The sequence below is a fragment of the Pseudomonas sp. genome (assembly GCF_030696055.1).
Taxonomy (GTDB): Bacteria; Pseudomonadota; Gammaproteobacteria; order Pseudomonadales; family Pseudomonadaceae; genus Aquipseudomonas.
In genome coordinates this window covers 1-17,736 of sequence record NZ_JAUYNP010000048.1, presented here as the reverse complement: position 1 = coordinate 17,736, position 17,736 = coordinate 1, and the positions used below count along the sequence as shown (strand labels likewise).

General features: G+C 63.2%; 14 protein-coding genes. 13 read left to right on the top strand and 1 reads right to left on the bottom strand.

The genetic code is table 11. The annotated features are described in order from the left end of the window. Positions 1-127: 127 nt before the first annotated feature. Positions 128-1,273 (bottom strand): efflux RND transporter periplasmic adaptor subunit, encoded by a 1,146-nt coding sequence (locus Q8Q83_RS02875; RefSeq protein WP_305620974.1) that lies wholly within the window; start codon positions 1,271-1,273, stop codon positions 128-130. A 144-nt stretch (positions 1,274-1,417) separates the two neighbouring features. Between Q8Q83_RS02875 and Q8Q83_RS02870 the strand changes: the two genes are divergently transcribed. The 13 genes from Q8Q83_RS02870 to tssI form a co-directional block, all read left to right on the top strand. Further along, complete coding sequence (locus Q8Q83_RS02870) at positions 1,418-2,335, top strand: D-hexose-6-phosphate mutarotase (RefSeq protein WP_305620972.1); 918 nt, start codon at positions 1,418-1,420, stop codon at positions 2,333-2,335. Positions 2,336-3,017: 682 nt separating this feature from the next. Then, entirely contained in the window at positions 3,018-4,580 is a 1,563-nt protein-coding gene (tssA, locus tag Q8Q83_RS02865) for a type VI secretion system protein TssA (protein ID WP_305620970.1), read from the top strand. Between the two features lie 33 nt (positions 4,581-4,613). Continuing rightward, positions 4,614-5,120, top strand: coding sequence for a type VI secretion system contractile sheath small subunit (gene tssB / locus Q8Q83_RS02860; RefSeq protein WP_305620968.1), 507 nt, complete (start codon positions 4,614-4,616; stop codon positions 5,118-5,120). A 41-nt stretch (positions 5,121-5,161) separates the two neighbouring features. Beyond that, positions 5,162-6,637 carry a type VI secretion system contractile sheath large subunit gene (gene tssC / locus Q8Q83_RS02855; RefSeq protein WP_305620966.1) on the top strand — a complete coding sequence of 492 codons (1,476 nt, stop codon included), beginning with the start codon at positions 5,162-5,164 and terminating at the stop codon, positions 6,635-6,637. 6 nt (positions 6,638-6,643) lie between these two features. Continuing rightward, positions 6,644-7,048 (top strand): type VI secretion system baseplate subunit TssE, encoded by a 405-nt coding sequence (gene tssE, locus Q8Q83_RS02850; protein ID WP_305620964.1) that lies wholly within the window; start codon positions 6,644-6,646, stop codon positions 7,046-7,048. Positions 7,049-7,057: 9 nt separating this feature from the next. Beyond that, the gene (locus tag Q8Q83_RS02845) at positions 7,058-8,641 is read left to right on the top strand and encodes a PAAR domain-containing protein (RefSeq protein WP_305620962.1); all 1,584 of its coding nucleotides are present in this window, start codon (positions 7,058-7,060) and stop codon (positions 8,639-8,641) included. Further along, on the top strand, positions 8,634-9,041 hold the full coding sequence (locus Q8Q83_RS02840; RefSeq protein ID WP_305620960.1) for a hypothetical protein: 408 nt from the start codon (positions 8,634-8,636) through the stop codon (positions 9,039-9,041). The genes Q8Q83_RS02845 and Q8Q83_RS02840 overlap by 8 nt, the downstream gene beginning before the upstream one ends. Before the next feature lie 2 nt (positions 9,042-9,043). Further along, the gene (locus Q8Q83_RS02835) at positions 9,044-9,538 is read left to right on the top strand and encodes a carboxypeptidase-like regulatory domain-containing protein (protein WP_305620958.1); all 495 of its coding nucleotides are present in this window, start codon (positions 9,044-9,046) and stop codon (positions 9,536-9,538) included. 1 nt (position 9,539) lies between these two features. Then, positions 9,540-11,330, top strand: coding sequence for a type VI secretion system baseplate subunit TssF (tssF, locus tag Q8Q83_RS02830; protein WP_305620956.1), 1,791 nt, complete (start codon positions 9,540-9,542; stop codon positions 11,328-11,330). Then, the gene (gene tssG / locus Q8Q83_RS02825) at positions 11,294-12,301 is read left to right on the top strand and encodes a type VI secretion system baseplate subunit TssG (RefSeq protein WP_305620954.1); all 1,008 of its coding nucleotides are present in this window, start codon (positions 11,294-11,296) and stop codon (positions 12,299-12,301) included. The genes tssF and tssG overlap by 37 nt, the downstream gene beginning before the upstream one ends. A 5-nt stretch (positions 12,302-12,306) precedes the next feature. Continuing rightward, on the top strand, positions 12,307-14,910 hold the full coding sequence (gene tssH, locus Q8Q83_RS02820; protein ID WP_305620952.1) for a type VI secretion system ATPase TssH: 2,604 nt from the start codon (positions 12,307-12,309) through the stop codon (positions 14,908-14,910). Between the two features lie 10 nt (positions 14,911-14,920). Further along, positions 14,921-16,432, top strand: coding sequence for a sigma 54-interacting transcriptional regulator (locus Q8Q83_RS02815; RefSeq protein ID WP_305620976.1), 1,512 nt, complete (start codon positions 14,921-14,923; stop codon positions 16,430-16,432). A gap of 17 nt (positions 16,433-16,449) precedes the next feature. Then, positions 16,450-17,736, top strand: a 1,287-nt coding sequence (gene tssI / locus Q8Q83_RS02810) for a type VI secretion system tip protein TssI/VgrG (protein WP_305620950.1), incomplete at its 3' end; no start/stop codon positions are given.

Below are 17,736 nucleotides of genomic sequence, written 5' to 3'. Positions count from 1 at the left end.
TTGCCCGAGCCGGACGGGCCCATCACCGCCAGGTATTCGCCGGGGCTGACCTGCAGGTCCACCGCATCCAGGCCCTTGATCTGCTGGTCGCCGAGCACGAAGCAGCGGCTCACCGCGCTCAGGCGGATCATGGCGCGGCCGCGTCCGTAGGCAGCACCGCCACGCCATCGCCCAGGCCGTCCTGCTCCAGGCTGGCGAGAATCCGCTCGCCCACGCTCAGGCCTTCGAGCACCTCGCTCCAGCGCCAGTTGGCCAGGCCGAGCTTCAGCCTGACCTCGCGCAGTACCCCGGCCGCCGGGTCATAGCGCAGCACCCGGCCGCCTTCCAGCAGCGCTTCGGTGGGGATGCGCAGGGTCTCGGGGCGCTGCTCCAGGAGGATTTCCACGTCGGCGCTGTAGCCGGTCAACAGCACCAGATCGGCCGGCACCGGGGTGAAGCGCACCTCGACATCGACGGTGCGCGCCTGGCGTTCGAGGTCGCGCACAAACGGCGCGATGCGGCTGACCGTGCCGGCGTATTGCGTGCCGCGAAAGGCGTCCAGGCTGATGCGCACCGGCATGCCCGGCTTGACCCGGGCGGCATCCACCTCATCGATGGGCGCCTCGACATACAGGCAGCTGTCGTCGATCAGGTCCACCGCCGGCGGGGTGGGGATACCCGGCGGCGAGGGAGTGACGAACTCGCCGACCTCACCGTTGATCTCGGCCACTATGCCGGCGAAGGGTGCGCGCAGGGTGGCTTGATCCAGCAGCGCCCGCTGCAGGGTCAGATTGGCTTCGGTCTCGCGGATGGCCACCGCCGCCCCCTTGCAGGCCAGGGCGGACAGGCGCGCGCGGGTGGCGCTCTGGTCCACCCTGTCCTCGGCCACCAGCTGGCGTTCGCGCAGACGCGCCAACCGCCTATGATCGCGCTGCTCCAGTTCGGCCTGCAGGCAGCGCTGCTCGCGCTGATTGCTCAGGCCCTGCAAGTGCTCCTCGACCTCGCGCAGGCGCGCCTGCAATTCGTCCTGGCGCAGGCGCATCAAAACCTCGCCGGCCGCCACCCGCTGGCCTTCCTCCACCAGGCGCTCGCCGACCCGCCCGCCCAGGTTGAAGGACAGCTGAGTGCGGCGGCAGGCCTTGAGCGTACCGGCGCGGGTATTGGCCACCAAGGTCTCCACCGCGCCGCGTTCCACCGCGACCAGGCGTACCGGTAAGGGCGGCGGCCGACTCCACCACCACAGCCCCGCCGCCAGACCCAACAGCAGCGGCAGCGCTAGCCATAATTTGCGCATCAATCTCTCCTTAACCCGCTTTCAGCCTAGGACAGCGGGAACCCCACAACAATGCGCCAGGTCAGTGAATCAACCAGCAACACCTGGCCTTTGCCGGGACTGCGGTTCACACTTTGCCTAAGGTGCAGTTAGAGGAGCGCAGCAATGAACGCAGCCGAACAACGGCCACAGGTCGAGCGGGTGGAATTCAACGAGTTGGCCTGCTGGCGCGTGCGCACTGCCGAGGCCGAACTGTTGGTGGCCCAGCAGGGGGCGCAGATCCTCAGTTACCAGCGCGATGGCGAGCGGCCATTGATCTGGCTCAGCGAGCAGGCCGAATTCAAGCAAGGCCAGGGCGTGCGTGGCGGCGTACCGATTTGCTGGCCCTGGTTCGGCGACCTGCGGCGCAACCCGCAGGCGGTGCAGGAACTGTATCAGGGCGGCAGCCTGGTGCCGGCCCACGGCCTGGTGCGCGACCGCGATTGGCAACTGCTCGGCATCGACAATCAGGACTCCGGGGTCAGCCTTAGCTTCGGCTTCAACAGCCGCGAACAGCTGCTGCCGACCTGGCCGCATGCCGCCGAGCTGCAACTCAGCATCCGCCTGGATGATCGCCTGCACCTGGAGCTCAGCAACCGCAACCTGGGCGACACGCCCCTGGCGATCAGCCAGGCACTGCACACTTACTTCGCGGTCGGCGATATTCGCCAGGTCGAGGTCGAAGGCCTGCACGGCTGCCGCTATATCGACACCCTGGAAGACTGGCAGCAACACCAGCAGAGCGGCGCCCTGCGTTTTGCCGGCGAGACCGACCGCATCTACCTGGACACCCCGGCGCAACTGAGCATCCGCGACCCGGCCTGGCAGCGGCGCATCCAGCTGCACAGCAGCGGCTCGGGCTCGGCGGTGCTATGGAACCCCTGGATCGACAAGGCCAAACGCCTGTCGCAATTCGCCGACGACGCCTGGCAAGGCATGTTGTGCGTCGAACACGCCAAGGTGCTGAATGACATTCTGGTTCTGCCTCCGGGCGAGCAACATCGACTCAACCTAAGCCTATGGACGGAGCCTCTATCTGCTTGAACAGCCAGCACTGACAAACCCGCTGAATGACAGCCTGGTTCTGCCCCCAGGCGAACAGCACCGGCTCAGCCTAAGCCTATGGACAGAACCTCTGCTGGACTGACGAGGATTGCCCCGTAATGCCGTTCACTTAAGGCAAGTGAACGGCATTTTTGTAGCCCGGATAAAATCCGGGGAAATCGACCGCCTGTACCTCCACTCCCGGATTGCATCCGGGCTACATCCTGCCTACCTTGCGCGCCCGGCTGGGCGCGCCAGCACAGCGCCTCGCGTTGCATAACTTAGCCAGACAAAACCCAGGCGCCGTTCACATAAAAGAATGCTGGCATCCTAACTTTTGTGATGCGCCACTACTTTGCCAGTAAGTTATTGCCTACAACTAGGCAGCCGCATTGCTTACAGCCAGCGCAAACTTATCCACTTGCTTATTAGTTCACACACTTAATAGGCACCATAGTTCCATTAATTAACCAAGCAATATCCATCCCTGTTACAGACTTCACACTTTAAGCGGTTGTCGGCCCCGCCCCATGGGGCTAGGATGCCCACCTCACGAGGGACCTGCGCAACTTGTTGCTCATCCAGGTGCGCAAAAAGTTGCGCACTCGAATGACGTACCAGCGACTGATCAATGGATAAAGCGATCGCCGCTAAGTTGCCTGCACCACTACAGAGTCATGGAATGACCTATTCAAACAAACTCACAGCTCATTATTTAGAGCTGGCCAAACTTCCTATTAATGAAGGGAACTTTGCCGGCACTGACGTGCGTTATTCCAGCGAATACGAAGTACTCGAAACCGAGCTGGGCAAGGCTAGCGCCCTGCATGAAACCAGCGCCATCGACTGGCAGAAGGTCCGCGAAAACAGCGAGATCCTGCTCAGCGCCCACTCCAAGGATCTGCGCGTCGCCGCCTGGCTGATCTGGGGCCTGTACCAGCGCGAATCCTTCGCCGGCCTGCAAGCCGGTTTCAGCCTGCTGCACTACCTCTGCCTCAATCACTGGGACGAACTGCACCCGCGCAAGGCGCGCACCCGGGCCGCTGCCATCAGCTGGCTGATCCCGCGCCTGGAGCAGGCGCTGGCCGAGCATGTGCCGATTGGCGAGCAATTGGCGCTGTTCCGCAGCCTGGCCGAACAACTGCGCGCTCTGGAAGCTTGCCTGGCCGAGCATCTGGGGGAAGAGGCGCCGCTGCTGCTGCCGCTGTGCCGACGCCTCGACGAACTGGTCAAACGCGCCAGTCAGGGCCAACCGGAGCCCGGCTCGGTGGGCGCCGCCATCGCCCAGGTCAAGCAAGCGGCCAGCCAGATGCTGACCCCAGGCGCGCCCATCGAAAGCGAAAAAGAAGCGCACAAGAGCCTGCGCAGCCTGCAAGACCAGGCCCGCCCGCTGTGCGCCTACTGGCTCAAACAGAAGGCCAGCGACCTGCGCGCCCTGCGCCTGGCCCGCACCCTGCTGTGGCTGCCGATCGACAGCCTGCCGGAACGCAACCCCGAACAGATCACCGCCCTGCGCGGCCTGCCGGTCGACAAGCTGGCCAGCTACCAGGAGCGCTACCAGCAAGGCCAGTACGCCGACCTGCTGGTCGACCTGGAAGCCAGCATCGCCCGCGCGCCGTTCTGGCTCGACGGCCAGCACTTGGTCTGGCAATGCCTGCAAGGCTTGGCCGCCGAACAGGCGATGCGCGAAGTGGAAATCCAGCTGGCCTTATTTATGCAGCGCATGAGTGGCCTGGAAGAGCTGCGCTACCACGACGGCAACGCCTTCGCCGATGCGCAGACTCGCGCCTGGCTCAGCTCCCATGTGATGCCGCACCTGCAGGCGCCCAGCAGCGAAAGCGCGCCAGTGGCCAACGAGGGCGGCAGCCAGCCGGCCTGGGAAATCGCCCTGCAGGAAACCCTGCCCAAGCTGCGCAAGGACGGCCTCAAGTCGGCCGTGCAGCAACTCAAACTGGGTCTGGCCAAGGCTCGCGGCGGCCGCGAACGCTTCTTCTGGCAACTGTGCCTGGCGCGCCTGTGCTACGGCGCGAAGAAATACGACCTGGCCAAGACCCAACTCGAATCGCTTGACCAGTGGCTGCAGGCTTCGAGCCTCGGCGACTGGGAACCCGATCTCGCCCTGGACGTACTGCGCATGCTGCACAGCTGCTGTGAGCTGTTGCCGCAGAACCACGCCGTACGGGAACACCAGGAAGAGATCTACCGCAGGTTGTGCCACCTCGATCTTGAAGTGGTACTGGACTAGGCCCTCGGGCCATAACCGCAACGGAGAATGACCATGGCCAAAGAAGGCTCGGTAGCCCCCAAGGAACGCATCAACGTCACCTTCAAACCCGCCACCGGCGGCGCTCAGGAAGAGATCGAACTGCCGCTTAAGCTGATGGTGCTGGGCGATTTCACCCAGCGCGCCGACGAGCGCAAGATCGAAGACCGCAAGCCGATCAGCATCGACAAGAACAGCTTCGACGAAGTGCTGGCCAAGCAGGAACTCAACCTGACCTTCGGCGTGCCCAACCGTCTGCAGGACGAAGCGACCGACGACGAACTGGCCGTGCAACTGCGCATCCACTCGATGAAGGATTTCAACCCGGCCAACCTGGTCGAGCAAGTGCCCGAGCTGAAGAAGCTGATGGAACTGCGCGACGCCCTGGTTGCCCTGAAAGGCCCGCTGGGCAACGCCCCGGCCTTCCGCAAGGCGATCGAAAGCGTACTCGCCGACGACGACTCGCGTGACCGCGTGCTCGGCGAACTCGGCCTGGCTGCCCAAGCCAAGCTGGACTCCTGATCTCAATTACTCCTGATCTCAATTAACACGGAAGCTAATTCATGAGCACTAGTGCAGCAGTGGAAAGCGCTCGCGGCGCCGCCGAACTGGGCATTCTCGACCGCATCATCGCCGAGACCAAACTGACCCCGGACGACGAAGCCTATGACATCGCCAAGCGTGGCGTGTCGGCCTTTATCGAAGAGTTGCTGAAGCCGCAGAACGAAAACGAGCCGGTGAAGAAGGCCATGGTCGACCGCATGATCGCGGAGATCGACGCCAAGCTCAGCCGGCAGATGGACGAAATCCTCCACAACGCCGAGTTCCAGGCCCTGGAATCCTCGTGGCGCGGCCTCAAGCTGCTGGTGGACCGCACCAACTTCCGCGAAAACATCAAGCTGGAGATCATCAACGCCTCCAAGCAGGATCTGCTGGATGACTTCGAAGACAGCCCGGAAATCACCCAGTCCGGCCTGTACAAGCACATCTACACCGCCGAATACGGCCAGTTCGGTGGCCAGCCGGTCGGCGCCCTGATCGCCAACTACTTCTTCGACCCGAGCGCGCCGGACGTCAAGACCCTGCAATACGTGGCCAGCGTCGCCAGCATGTCCCACGCGCCGTTTATCGCCGCCGCCGGTCCGAAGTTCTTCGGCCTGGAAAGCTTTACCGGCCTGCCGGATCTGAAGGACCTGAAAGACCACTTCGAAGGCCCGCAGTTCGCCAAATGGCAGAGCTTCCGCGAGCAGGAAGACGCCCGCTACGTCGGCCTGACCGTGCCGCGCTTCCTGTTGCGCAACCCCTACGACCCGGAAGACAACCCGGTGAAGACCTTCGTCTACAAAGAGAACGTCGCCGGCAGTCACGAGCACTACCTGTGGGGCAACACCGCCTACACCTTCGCCAGCAAGCTCACCGACAGCTTCGCCAAAGTCCGCTGGTGCCCGAACATCATCGGCCCGCAGAGCGGTGGCGCGGTGGAGGACCTGCCGCTGCACCACTTCGAAAGCATGGGCGAGATCGAGACCAAGATCCCCACCGAAGTGCTGGTCTCGGACCGTCGTGAATACGAACTGGCCGAAGAAGGCTTTATCGCCCTGACCATGCGCAAGGGCAGCGACAACGCCGCGTTCTTCTCCGCCAACTCGGCGCAGAAGCCGAAATTCTTCGGCATCAGCGAAGAAGGCAAGACCGCCGAGCTGAACTACAAGCTCGGCACCCAGCTGCCCTACATGTTTATCATCAACCGCCTGGCCCACTACCTGAAGGTGCTGCAGCGCGAGCAAATCGGCGCGTGGAAAGAGCGCACCGACCTCGAACTGGAACTCAACAAGTGGATCCGCCAGTTCGTCGCCGACCAGGAGAACCCCAGCTCCGAAGTGCGTAGCCGCCGTCCGCTGCGTGCCGCTCAGGTGATCGTCAGCGACGTCGATGGTGAGCCGGGCTGGTACCGCGTCAGCCTCAACGTGCGCCCGCACTTCAAGTATATGGGTGCAGATTTCACCCTGTCCTTGGTTGGCAAGCTGGACAAGGAGTAACAGCCAGTGAGCTACGGCAGCCTATTCGAACGCCTCGGCGGTGAAGCCAGCCAACGTGCTGGCTGGAGCCGCGAGGTCGCCGCCATGGCCTCGGTGGCTGCCCATCTGGCGAAAATGCTCAGCACCCGGGCGGGCAGCGTGCAAACGCTGCCCGACTACGGGTTGCCCGATCTCAACGATATGCGCCTGTCGCTGCACGATTCGCTGCAGCAGGCGCGTATCGCCATCGAACGCTTTATCGAAGCGTACGAGCCGCGTTTAAGCGAGGTGCGGGTGATTTCCCTGCCCCGCGACCACGACCCGCTAAGCCTGGCCTTCGCCATCGAAGGCCTGCTGCAGGTCGAAGGTTTTAGACGCCAAGTCAGTTTCTCCGCGCGCCTGGATGGCAGCGGACAGGTCAAGGTCAATTAAGGAGAGCCCATGTCCGGTAAACCCGCCGCCCGCGTCAGCGACCCCACCGCCTGTCCGATTCCGGGTCACGCGACCAACCCGATAGTCGCCGGCTCGTCCGACGTGCTGTTCGACAGCCTGCCCGCCGCCCGCATGGGCGATGCCTCCGCCTGCGGCGGCAAACTGGCCAGCAACGTGATCCCGACCGTGCTGATCAACGGCAAGCCGGCGACCACCGTAGGCACGCTGGGCAACCACGGCAATGTGGTGGTGAGTGGCTCCGGCACAGTGCTGATCGGCAGCAGTGGCGGCGGCGCGGCCGTCAGCCCCGTTGCCGCCCTGACGGTGGCCGCGGTTGCTGCGCCGAAAACCGCATCCGGCGGTGGCGGTGGCGGTGGCGGTGGCGGTGGCGGTGGCGGTGGCGGGCCTTCTGCCATATCACCTGAGGCAACCGTCATCCTTCCGGAAACGGTAATCGAAGCCACAAGCCCAGACAGCAAAGCGGCGGAGCAGAAGCAGGAACTGGATTACCGGATTCAACTGAAATCCGGGGGAAACCGAATCCTCACTCCTCTTGAGATTCCCAGCTACAAGGAACTCAACAGCGGCTCGACGAAAAACCGCGAAACCATCGATTTTCTGGTGCGCAATCGCAAGCAGGCCGCTGACAGTCTGACCCTGGAGGTTCTCGACGGCAGCACCCTGCTCTATGCCGAATCGGATACCTCTGTGTTGCTGCCTGAAGGCGAACATCTGTGGCAGTGGGACGGCTACAGCATGGCCGGAATTCTTGATACCAAGGTGCTGAAAAGCCCGGCGCTGATGGTTCGCCTGACGGCCTCCAAGGGTAGCCAGAAGCAGATTTCTGAGCTGAAACTGGTGAATAAAGCCAAGGAAGTGGAATGGGTCGACAGCAAAATCGACCGCAATGCCGGCACAGTAGAAGTTACAGTGCGGCCAAGCTTTTCAGATGGAGGAGTAGAAGGTAAGAGTCCCGCTCTAACACCTTTGACTTATACAGAGCTGGAAGCCCTAGCCAAAAAAGGTATCGAGTATTACTGGTCGCGCGATGGCAGCCGCAATCAAGGAATCGGCAGCCCAGTAGCAAGCAGCGGGGGTGCTTACAAGGTTTCAGTAAGAGCGCAAGTAAATATCGAACCAAAAGCAAAAAACTTCCCGCTTACTGAAAACTTAACTCCCGAGGGTGGTCGATCGACAAGCTTTTCAGTATTCAAGAATATCCACCATAACTTCGGCTACCGCCTTAGGTATTACGCCAGCCTACCCGTGAATAGTGCAATTCAGTATGCAAGGATTGATGCTGACGAATGGTTCATGGAAACCGCAGCACATGAATTTGGCCACCTTATCCTAAATGAGTATGGCGGCGGCACTATCCCCACATATTCCTGGAAGCATAAAAACACTTCTACATTAATGCAGAACCCTCAACCAAAAAATGATCTGCATAAAGTTGGGGAAGTCGATCTTATGCATTATTTTACGGACGACGTAAAAACCGTTCCAACTCAAGCAAAATGGGAGCGAACCTCGGCAGCGCCTGAAGATGTCTTGGGGCTAATATGGCTTGCACGAGTGGCTTTCGATGACTAATAGAATTTTATTTTTGGCTTTATTTTGCAGTCTATATGGCTGTACCAATCAAGAAATTTATGGCACTCACGTTATCTTCAAAAACACCTGTGCAGATGCATTGCTCATTACCGTCACAGACTATTCTAACAATCACAATCTAGATAAATTTCGCACCAACTATGAGTTAACGCCAAATAAGTCCATCGAAGTGCTGCTCTATAGCTCCTATGGGCAAGACCTTAGCAAATTCGTAAGCGAGTCCTATGCTCTGGCAATCACAGGGTCTATAGGAACAAAGATAATTCACAAGCCAGAGATTATTGAGCGGCTTGCTCAAACAAAGGCACAGGTCAAATACGGAGATTCATACTGGCATTTAAATGCACCCGATCTCTGCCCTTTACTTGTAGGCCGCTAGTCATGTACGCACCTCAATTTCTTATGACAAAGGCCACCTTCTTGCTTAGCGCTACTTCGTTATTAAGCGCCTGCGTGATCTACCCGCATTCGGTGCCGGTCAATCCGCTTATCGAGGGCAATCTGCTATCGGCCGAGAGTGATAAGCCGGTGACCGGTGCACAACTGACGCTGGAAATCGGCAGCGATATATCGCGCACCTACAAAACCCGTAGCGATACGAATGGCCGTTTTGCTTTTGCCGCGCACTCGGACTTTCGCATGCTCGCCTTACTGGCGGATGCCCCAGCCTGCAGCACCGTACTGTCCATCGAAGCACCCGGCTACAAGCCCCGCCGCTGCATCTGGATGAGTCCGCATTGGTGTAACTGGGCACCCGCCTTAGCAGCCTTCAAGGATCTGAAGCTGATTCCACAGCATATGCCCAACGACTACGCAGAAATCCAAGCGGCCAGTGATTGGCCATGCAACGACCCCACGGCAGGGATGCACCACTGAAATGTCTTTTAACCACTACTACCAGAGCGAACTCACCGCCCTGCGCCAACTCGGCAAGCGTTTTGCCGAGCGCAGCCCGGCGTTGGCGCCGTTTCGTGGGCAGAGCGGGCGCGACCCGGATGTAGAGCGCCTGCTGGAAGGTTTCGCCTTTCTTACCGGACGGCTGCGGCAGAAGCTCGATGACGAGTTGCCGGAGCTGACCCATTCGCTGATGCACCTGCTGTGGCCGAACTATATGCGCCCGTTGCCGGCCTTCAGCATGTTGCAGTTCGACCCGCTTAAGCGCCCGGGCCCGGCCCTGCCGGTGCCGCGCAATACGCCGGTGGAGTCCAAGCCTATCCAGGGCGTGACCTGCCGCTTCCGCACCTGCTTCGCCACTGAGGTGCTGCCGCTGGCGCTGAATGGCCTGGACTATTCGGTCAAGGGCGACGGCGCGCTGCTCAGCCTGCGCCTGGCGATGAGCGCCGATGGTCACCTGGGCGAAGTCGACCTCAAGCAACTGCGCCTGCACCTGGCCGGCGAGCGCTATATCAGCCAGCTGCTGTACCTGAGCCTGCTGCGCCATCTGGGCGGCATCCAGCTGGTGCTGCTGGATGCCGCCGGCAAGCCGCTGCTGGACACCTACGGCCAGCCTGTCGCCGCCTTGCAGCTGCCCAGCAGCAGCGTGCAGCCGGTGGGCTTTGCCGAAGACCAGGCGCTGATTCCCTATCCGCTCAACACCTTCCGCGGCTACCGCTACCTGCAGGAATATTTCGCCTTCCAGGACAAGTTCCTCTTCGTCGATGTGACTGGCCTGGACGTGCTCAAACGCCTGCCGGAGGACCTGCTCAAGCAGGCCCATGGCCTGGAGCTGCGTTTCGATATCCAGAAAGCCGGGGTGCAGCGCATCCGCCCGACCCTGGACAACGTGCGGCTGTATTGCACCCCGGTGGTCAATCTGTTCACCCACGACGCCATCCCGATCCGCCTGGACGGCAAGCAGGACCAGTACCTGCTGCTGCCGGCCGAGTTCGACTCGCAGCACTGCGGGGTGTTCTCGGTGGACCGCGTCACCGGCTGGAAGCCCGGAGGCAAGGGTTACGAGGAGTACGTGCCGTTCGAATCCTTCGAGCACGACGCCAGCTTCGACGTGCCCCTGGCGCGCCCGCACTACAGCGTGCGCCAGCAACCTTCGCTGCTCGGCGACGGCCTGGAAACCTACCTGAGTTTCGGCCTGCGCAACCTCGATCAGCACGAGACGCTGTCCATCGAGCTGACCTGCACCAACCAGAACCTGCCGCGCCAACTGGGCCTCGGCGATATCTGCATGCCCAGCGAGGACACCCCGGAATTTCTCACCTTCCGCAATATCAGCGCGGTGACGCCCAGCTACGCGCCGCCGCTGCACCGCGACTTTCTGTGGAAGCTGATCAGCAATATGTCGCTGAACTACCTGTCGCTGGCCAACGTCGACGCGCTCAAGGTGATCCTGGAGACCTACGACCTGCCGCGCTACTACGACCAGCACGCGGAGAAGGTCAGCAAGCGCCTGCTCGACGGCCTGAAAAGCATCGGCCACCAGCACGTCGACCGCCTGCACCGCGGCCTGCCGGTGCGCGGAGTGCGCACCCAGCTGACGATCAACCCCGAGGGCTATGTGGGCGAGGGCGACCTGTTTCTCTTCGCCACGGTGCTCAATGAATTTTTCGCCCTGTATGCCAGCTTGAACTCGTACCACGAGCTGCGCGTACAGAGCACACAGGGAGAGGTGTACCAATGGACGCCGCGCATGGGGCAACAGCCCCTGCTCTAAACCGGCTTAGCCGGGGCATCCGCGAGTACAGCCTGTTCCAGGCGGTGCAACTGGTGCTGGAACGCTTGCAGCTCGCCCATCCCACGCTGGATGAGGAAGAGCTGTATCTGCGCCTGGAGCTGCAGGCCAACCCGAGCATGGGTTTCCCCGGCAGCGATATCGACCGCGTGCAGTTCTTCGAGGAGCAGGGCGAGCTGCGCGCCCGCATGCGCATCAATATGGTCAGCCTGTTCGGCGCCGGCTCGCCGCTGCCGGCTTTTTATGGCGAGCAGGCCCTGGGCGACAGTGTTGAGGGCAACCCGACCCGGGCCTTTCTCGACCTGTTCAATAACCGCCTGCAACGCCTGCTGCTGCCCACCTGGCAGAAATACCGCTATCACGCGCGCTTCCAGAGCGGCGCGGTCGACCCCTTTTCCGAGCAGCTGTTCGCCCTGATCGGCCTCGGTGGCGCGCAGATCCGCGCCGCCTCGGAGCTGAACTGGAAACGCCTGCTGCCCTACCTCGGCCTGCTCAGCCTGCGCGCCCACTCGGCGGCGCTGATCGAATCGGTGCTGCGTTACTACTTCAAGCACGCCGACCTGCATATCGAGCAATGCCTGGAGCGCCAGGTGGAGATCCTCGGTGAGCAGCGCAACCGCCTCGGCCTGGCCAACAGCCAGCTGGGCGAAAGCCTGGTGCTCGGCGAGTTCGTGCGCGACCGCGGCGGCAAGTTCCGCATCCATATCCGCCAGCTGAACTGGGCACGCTTCCACGAATTTCTGCCGATCGGCACGGGCTACCAGCCGCTCTGCGCCCTGGTGCGCTTCACCCTGCGCGACCCGCTGGACTACGACATCCGCCTGGAACTGCGCCAGGACGAAATACGCGAATTGCGCCTCGGCGCGGAAAATCCCTGCCTGCTGGGCTGGACCACCTGGCTGGGGCGTGACAACGCCGACGGCGTGGTCACCCTCGGCAGTAAAGCTCATTAAGGAAGATGAAAATGATCAACGTCGATCTGCAACAGCTGGTCCAGGCCCTGGATGCCGCCACCAAGCATGATTTGGAAAAAGCCGCCGAACGCTGCGTGGTACGTGGCGGCAGCAAGATCCTGGTGGAAGACCTGCTGCTCGGCCTGCTCGAGCGCCCCGAAGGCCTGCTCAGCCGCGCCCTGCAGGATGCCGAGGTGGACGCCGGCGAGCTGGCCCGCGCCCTGCAACCGCGCGGCGAACACAGTGAATCGCGCAACCCGGTGTTTGCCACCGAGCTGGTGCAATGGCTGCAAGACGCCCTGCTGGTGGCCAGCCTCGAACTCGGCCAGAGCCAGGTCGACCAGGCCGCGCTGATCCTCGCCCTGCTGCGCAACCCCATGCGTTACGCCGGCAGCCACTACCAGCCGCTGTTGGCCAAGCTGAACGCCGAGCGCCTGCGCGAATTCGCCATGGCCCAACAGCCCCAGCAGGCGGCGGGCAAAGCCGTGCCAAACGGTGAGTCCAATCTGGCGCGCTTTACCCACAACTTCACCCAGCAGGCCCGCGACGGCAAGCTCGACCCGGTGTTGTGCCGCGACGCGGCGATCCGCCAGATGATCGACATCCTCGCCCGGCGGCGCAAAAGCAACCCGATAGTGGTCGGCGAAGCGGGCGTCGGTAAGACCGCCATAGTCGAGGGCCTGGCCCTGCGCATCGCCAGCGGCGAAGTGCCGGCCGTGCTCAAGGGCGTCGAACTGCTGTGCCTGGACCTCGGCCTGCTGCAAGCCGGGGCCAGCGTCAAAGGCGAATTCGAGCGGCGCCTGCAGGGCGTAATCGATGAAGTCAAAGCCTCGCCCAAGCCGATCATCCTGTTTATCGACGAGGCCCACACCCTGATCGGTGCCGGCGGCCAGGCCGGCAGCGGTGATGCCGCCAACCTGCTCAAGCCGGCGTTGGCGCGCGGCGAGCTGCGCACCATAGCCGCCACCACCTGGAGCGAATACAAGAAGTACTTCGAGAAGGACCCGGCCCTGGCCCGGCGCTTCCAGCCGGTGCAACTGCATGAGCCCACAGTCGCGGAGGCGGTAACCATCCTGCGCGGCCTCGCGCCGGTATATGAGAAGAGCCACGGCATCTATCTGCGCGACGACGCGGTAGTCGCCGCCGCCGAGTTGTCGGCGCGCTATCTGGCCGGTCGCCAGCTGCCGGATAAGGCCGTCGACGTGCTGGATACCGCCTGCGCCCGGGTGCGCATCAGCCTGGCCGCCGCGCCTGAGGCCCTGGAGCGTTTGCGCGGGGAAATCGCCGAGGGCCAGCGGCAGAGCGAGGCCCTGGGCCGCGATCTGGAAGCCGGGCTAAAGATCGATAGCGAGGCGCTGGAACAACTGACCACTCGCCTGGGCCAGGCCAGCGCCGAACTGGAGCAGATCGAAACCCGCTGGGCGACTCAGCGTGAGCTGGCCGAGCGCCTGCTCGAACTGCGCAAGCAATGCGCCACGGCTCGCCAAGTGCCAGCTGAAGACAGCGACGACGCAGCAGCAGAGTTGGAGCAATTGGAAAGCCAGCTGGGCGCCGTGCAGCTCGAACTGGCCAGCGCCCAGGCCAACGAACGCCTGGTCAGCTTCGAAGTCTGCCCGCGCCTGGTGGCCGAGGTGATCAGCCACTGGACCGGCGTACCGCTGAGCCAGCTGGCCCGCGAGCACAACAGCAAGGTGCTGAGCTTCGCCAGCGACCTGCGCCAGCGCGTGCGCGGCCAGGAGCAGGCCATAGTCGCCCTCGATCGCTCGATGCGCGCCAGCGCCGCCGGCCTTAACCGCAGCGACGCGCCGGTGGGCGTGTTTCTGCTGGTCGGCCCCAGCGGCGTCGGCAAGACCGAGACCGCCCTGGCCCTGGCCGATCTGCTGTACGGCGGTGAGCGTTTCCTCACCTGCATCAACATGTCCGAGTTCCAGGAAAAGCACAGCGTCTCGCGGCTGATCGGCGCGCCGCCCGGCTATGTCGGTTACGGCGAAGGCGGCATGCTCACCGAGGCGGTGCGGCAGAAACCCTATTCGGTGATCTTGCTGGATGAGGTGGAAAAGGCCGACCCGGAGGTGATGAACGTCTTCTATCAGATCTTCGACAAGGGCGTGGCCAACGACGGCGAAGGCCGCGAGATCAACTTCCGCAACTGCCTGATCCTGATGACCTCCAACCTGGCCAGCGAACGTATCGCCAGCCTCTGCCAGGGCGGCCAACGCCCGCACGCCGAGGACCTGGAGCAGGCGATTCGCCCGACCCTGAGCCAGCACTTCAAGCCGGCGCTGCTCGGCCGCATGCGCGTGGTGCCCTACTACCCGATCGATGGCGCGGTGTTGAACGAACTGGTCGGCCTCAAGCTGGCGCGCTTCGGCGAGCGCCTGCAACGCCGTCACCTGCAGTTCAGCCACTGCCCGGCCCTGCTGGAGCATCTGGCCGAACGCTGCAGCCACAGCGACAGCGGCGCGCGCCTGATCGATCACCTGATCGACCAGCACCTGCAACCCCTGGTGGTCGACCGCCTGCTCGACGCCATGGCCAGCGGCGCAAGCCTGCAACGCGTGCACGCCACCCTGGATGCGGAAGGGACGGTGGTTTGTGAGTTCGCTTAAGGTGCCGCCGGTGTTCAATCAGGTGCCGCAGCCGCTGCGCTATGCCGATGCGCTGTTGCAGCGCTTCGCCACGCTGGCGCGGGCGGCCAATGCGGATGCCCTGCTCGGCGGCGTAGTCGAGGCGGCCGCGCAGCTGTCCGCCTGCGAGCTGAGCCAGCTGTACCTGCTGGACGACAGCCATACCCGCCTGACCCTCAGCGCCGAGTGGCAGACCGGCCTGCTGCAGCCGCGCGCCGAAGCCAGCCTGTCCAGCGACTACGATGGCGAGCAGCTGCTGCAATATTGCCTGTGCCAGAACCAGGTGCTCAGCCTCGATGAGCTGGACAGCAACCTGCACCAGATCGGCTTTCTGCCGGAGGCCGGGCAAGCCTGGCGCAGCCTGCTATGCCTGCCGCTGCTGGATGAGCAGCAGCGGGTCAACGGCCTGCTGCTGCTCGCCAGCCAGACGCCCCGCGACCTGCAAGGCTTCGCCGATTCCCTGGGCCATCTCGGCAGCTTCGTGATCGCCCAGTTGCATCTGCTGCAACGCCTGCGTGCACCGCGCAGCGAGCAGCCGGTTGCCGTCGTCAGTACGCCCTGCGCCAGCGGCTATGGCCTGATCGGCGATAGCGCGCCGATGCGCGCGGTCTACCAGCTGATCAGCAAGGTGCTGCACAACCCGGTCAGCGTGCTGCTGGCCGGCGAGACCGGTACCGGCAAGGAACTGGTGGCCCGCGCCATTCACGATTGCGGCTTCCGCCGGAGCAAGGCCTTCGTCGTGCAGAACTGCGCCTCGTTGCCGGAAAACCTGCTGGAAAGCGAGCTGTTCGGTTACCGCAAAGGCGCCTTTACCGGCGCCGAGCGCGACCACCAGGGCCTGTTCGATGCGGCCAACGGCGGCACCCTGTTCCTCGACGAAATCGGCGATATGCCGCTGAGCCTGCAAGCCAAGCTGTTGCGCGTGTTGCAGGAGGGCGAAGTGCGCCCGCTGGGTTCGACCGCGACGCACCAGGTCGACGTGCGCATAGTCGCCGCCACCCACCACAACCTGCGCAGCCTGGTGGAAACCGGGCGCTTTCGCGAAGACCTGTTCTACCGCCTGGCGCAGTTTCCCATCGAGCTGCCGGCCCTGCGCGAGCGCGAGCAGGACATCCTGACCCTGGCCCGGCATTTCGCCGCCAAGGCCAGCGCCTTTCTGCAGCGCGAGCCGTGCCGTTGGGCCGAGCAGAGCCTGGATCATCTGGCCGGCTACGCCTTCCCCGGCAACGTGCGCGAGTTGAAAGGTTTAGTGGAGCGCGCGGTGCTGTTGTGTGAAGGCGGCGAGCTGCTGCCCGAGCATTTCAACCTGCGCCAGGACCAGGAACCGCTGGAGAGCGGTAGCAACCTGCGCGAACGCATGGAGCGCGTCGAACGCAGCCTGCTGCTCGATTGCCTGCGCAAGAACCGCGGCAACCAGACCAGCGCCGCCAGCGAACTGGGCCTGCCGCGGCGCACCCTGCTGTACCGCATGCAGCGGCTGAATATCAGCCCGGCTGACGTCTAAGGCTTAAGGAGAAGAGCATGTTCAACGCAGCCAACCAGACCCATTTCAGCCTGAACATAGTGGGCATCAGCCACGATCTGCAGGTGCTCGAATTCAGCGGCCGCGAGGCGCTCAGCCAGCCCTTCGTGTTCGAGCTGGAACTGATCAGCGAGCGCCCCGACCTCGACCTGGAGAGCCTGCTGCATCAGCCGGCCTTTCTCGCCTTCGCGCCTGGCGGCAACGGCATTCATGGCTTGATCTATCGCATTGCCCAGGGCGACTCAGGCAAGCGCCTGACCCGCTATCACGTCACCTTGCGCCCGCAGCTGGCGTACCTGGCCCATCGCAGCAACCAGCGGATTTTTCAGCACCTCAGCGTGGCGGAAATCATCGGCCAGGTGCTGGAGGAGCACGGCATCCAGAGCAATGCCTACGCCTTTCAGCTCGGCCCGACTGTCTACCCCAAGCGCGACTACTGCGTGCAGTACGACGAATCCGACCTGCACTTTATTCAGCGCCTGTGCGAAGAAGAAGGCATTCACTACCACTTCCAGCACAGCGCCCAGGGCCATGTGCTGGTGTTCGGTGACGACCAGACGCCGTTCCCCAAGCTGGCGCCCACCGCCTACCAGCAAGACAGCGGCCTGGTCGCCGACCAGCCGGTGATCAAGCGCTTCGCCCTGCGCCTGGAAACCCGCACTAACAGAGTCACCCGCCGCGACTACGACTTCGAAAAACCCAGGCTGCTGATGGAAGCCGCCTTTAGCAGCGAGTTCAGCCCGGACCTGGAGGACTACGACTACCCCGGCCGCTTCGTCGAGCGTGAACGCGGCAAGCACCTGAGCAAGCGCAACCTGGAGCGCCACCGCAGCGACTATGAGCTGGCCCAGGGCGAAAGCGATCAGCCGCTGCTGGTCAGCGGGCACTTCCTCGCCCTTAGCGAGCACCCGCGCGCGGAGTGGCACCAGCTATGGCTGCTGAACGAGATATTCCATGAAGGCAAACAGCCGCAGGTGCTGGAAGAATCGGTAACCAGCCACACCGCACTCAGCGACGGCTTCCAGCAGGGCTACCGCAATAGCTTTAGCGCCACGCCCTGGGACGTGATCTTCCGCCCCCCCCTGCAGCACCCGAAACCCAAGGTGCTGGGCAGTCAGACCGCGGTGGTCACCGGCCCCGCCGGCGAAGAGATTCACTGCGACCAGTACGGCCGGGTGAAAGTGCAGTTCCACTGGGACCGCGAGGGCCAGGCCAATGACCAGACCAGCTGCTGGCTGCGCGTCGCCTCCAGCTGGGCCGGCGATCGCTATGGCGGCATCGCCATC

Bases quoted from the DNA above. Each gene is read 5' to 3' on its own strand.
- Q8Q83_RS02875 (WP_305620974.1), bottom strand. From the start codon at position 1,273: ATGCGCAAATTATGGCTAGCGCTGCCGCTGCTGTTGGGTCTGGCGGCG.
- Q8Q83_RS02870 (WP_305620972.1), top strand. From the start codon at position 1,418: ATGAACGCAGCCGAACAACGGCCACAGGTCGAGCGGGTGGAATTCAAC.
- tssA (WP_305620970.1), top strand. From the start codon at position 3,018: ATGACCTATTCAAACAAACTCACAGCTCATTATTTAGAGCTGGCCAAA.
- tssB (WP_305620968.1), top strand. From the start codon at position 4,614: ATGGCCAAAGAAGGCTCGGTAGCCCCCAAGGAACGCATCAACGTCACC.
- tssC (WP_305620966.1), top strand. From the start codon at position 5,162: ATGAGCACTAGTGCAGCAGTGGAAAGCGCTCGCGGCGCCGCCGAACTG.
- Q8Q83_RS02845 (WP_305620962.1), top strand. From the start codon at position 7,058: ATGTCCGGTAAACCCGCCGCCCGCGTCAGCGACCCCACCGCCTGTCCG.
- Q8Q83_RS02840 (WP_305620960.1), top strand. From the start codon at position 8,634: ATGACTAATAGAATTTTATTTTTGGCTTTATTTTGCAGTCTATATGGC.
- Q8Q83_RS02835 (WP_305620958.1), top strand. From the start codon at position 9,044: ATGTACGCACCTCAATTTCTTATGACAAAGGCCACCTTCTTGCTTAGC.
- tssF (WP_305620956.1), top strand. From the start codon at position 9,540: ATGTCTTTTAACCACTACTACCAGAGCGAACTCACCGCCCTGCGCCAA.
- tssG (WP_305620954.1), top strand. From the start codon at position 11,294: ATGGACGCCGCGCATGGGGCAACAGCCCCTGCTCTAAACCGGCTTAGC.
- tssH (WP_305620952.1), top strand. From the start codon at position 12,307: ATGAAAATGATCAACGTCGATCTGCAACAGCTGGTCCAGGCCCTGGAT.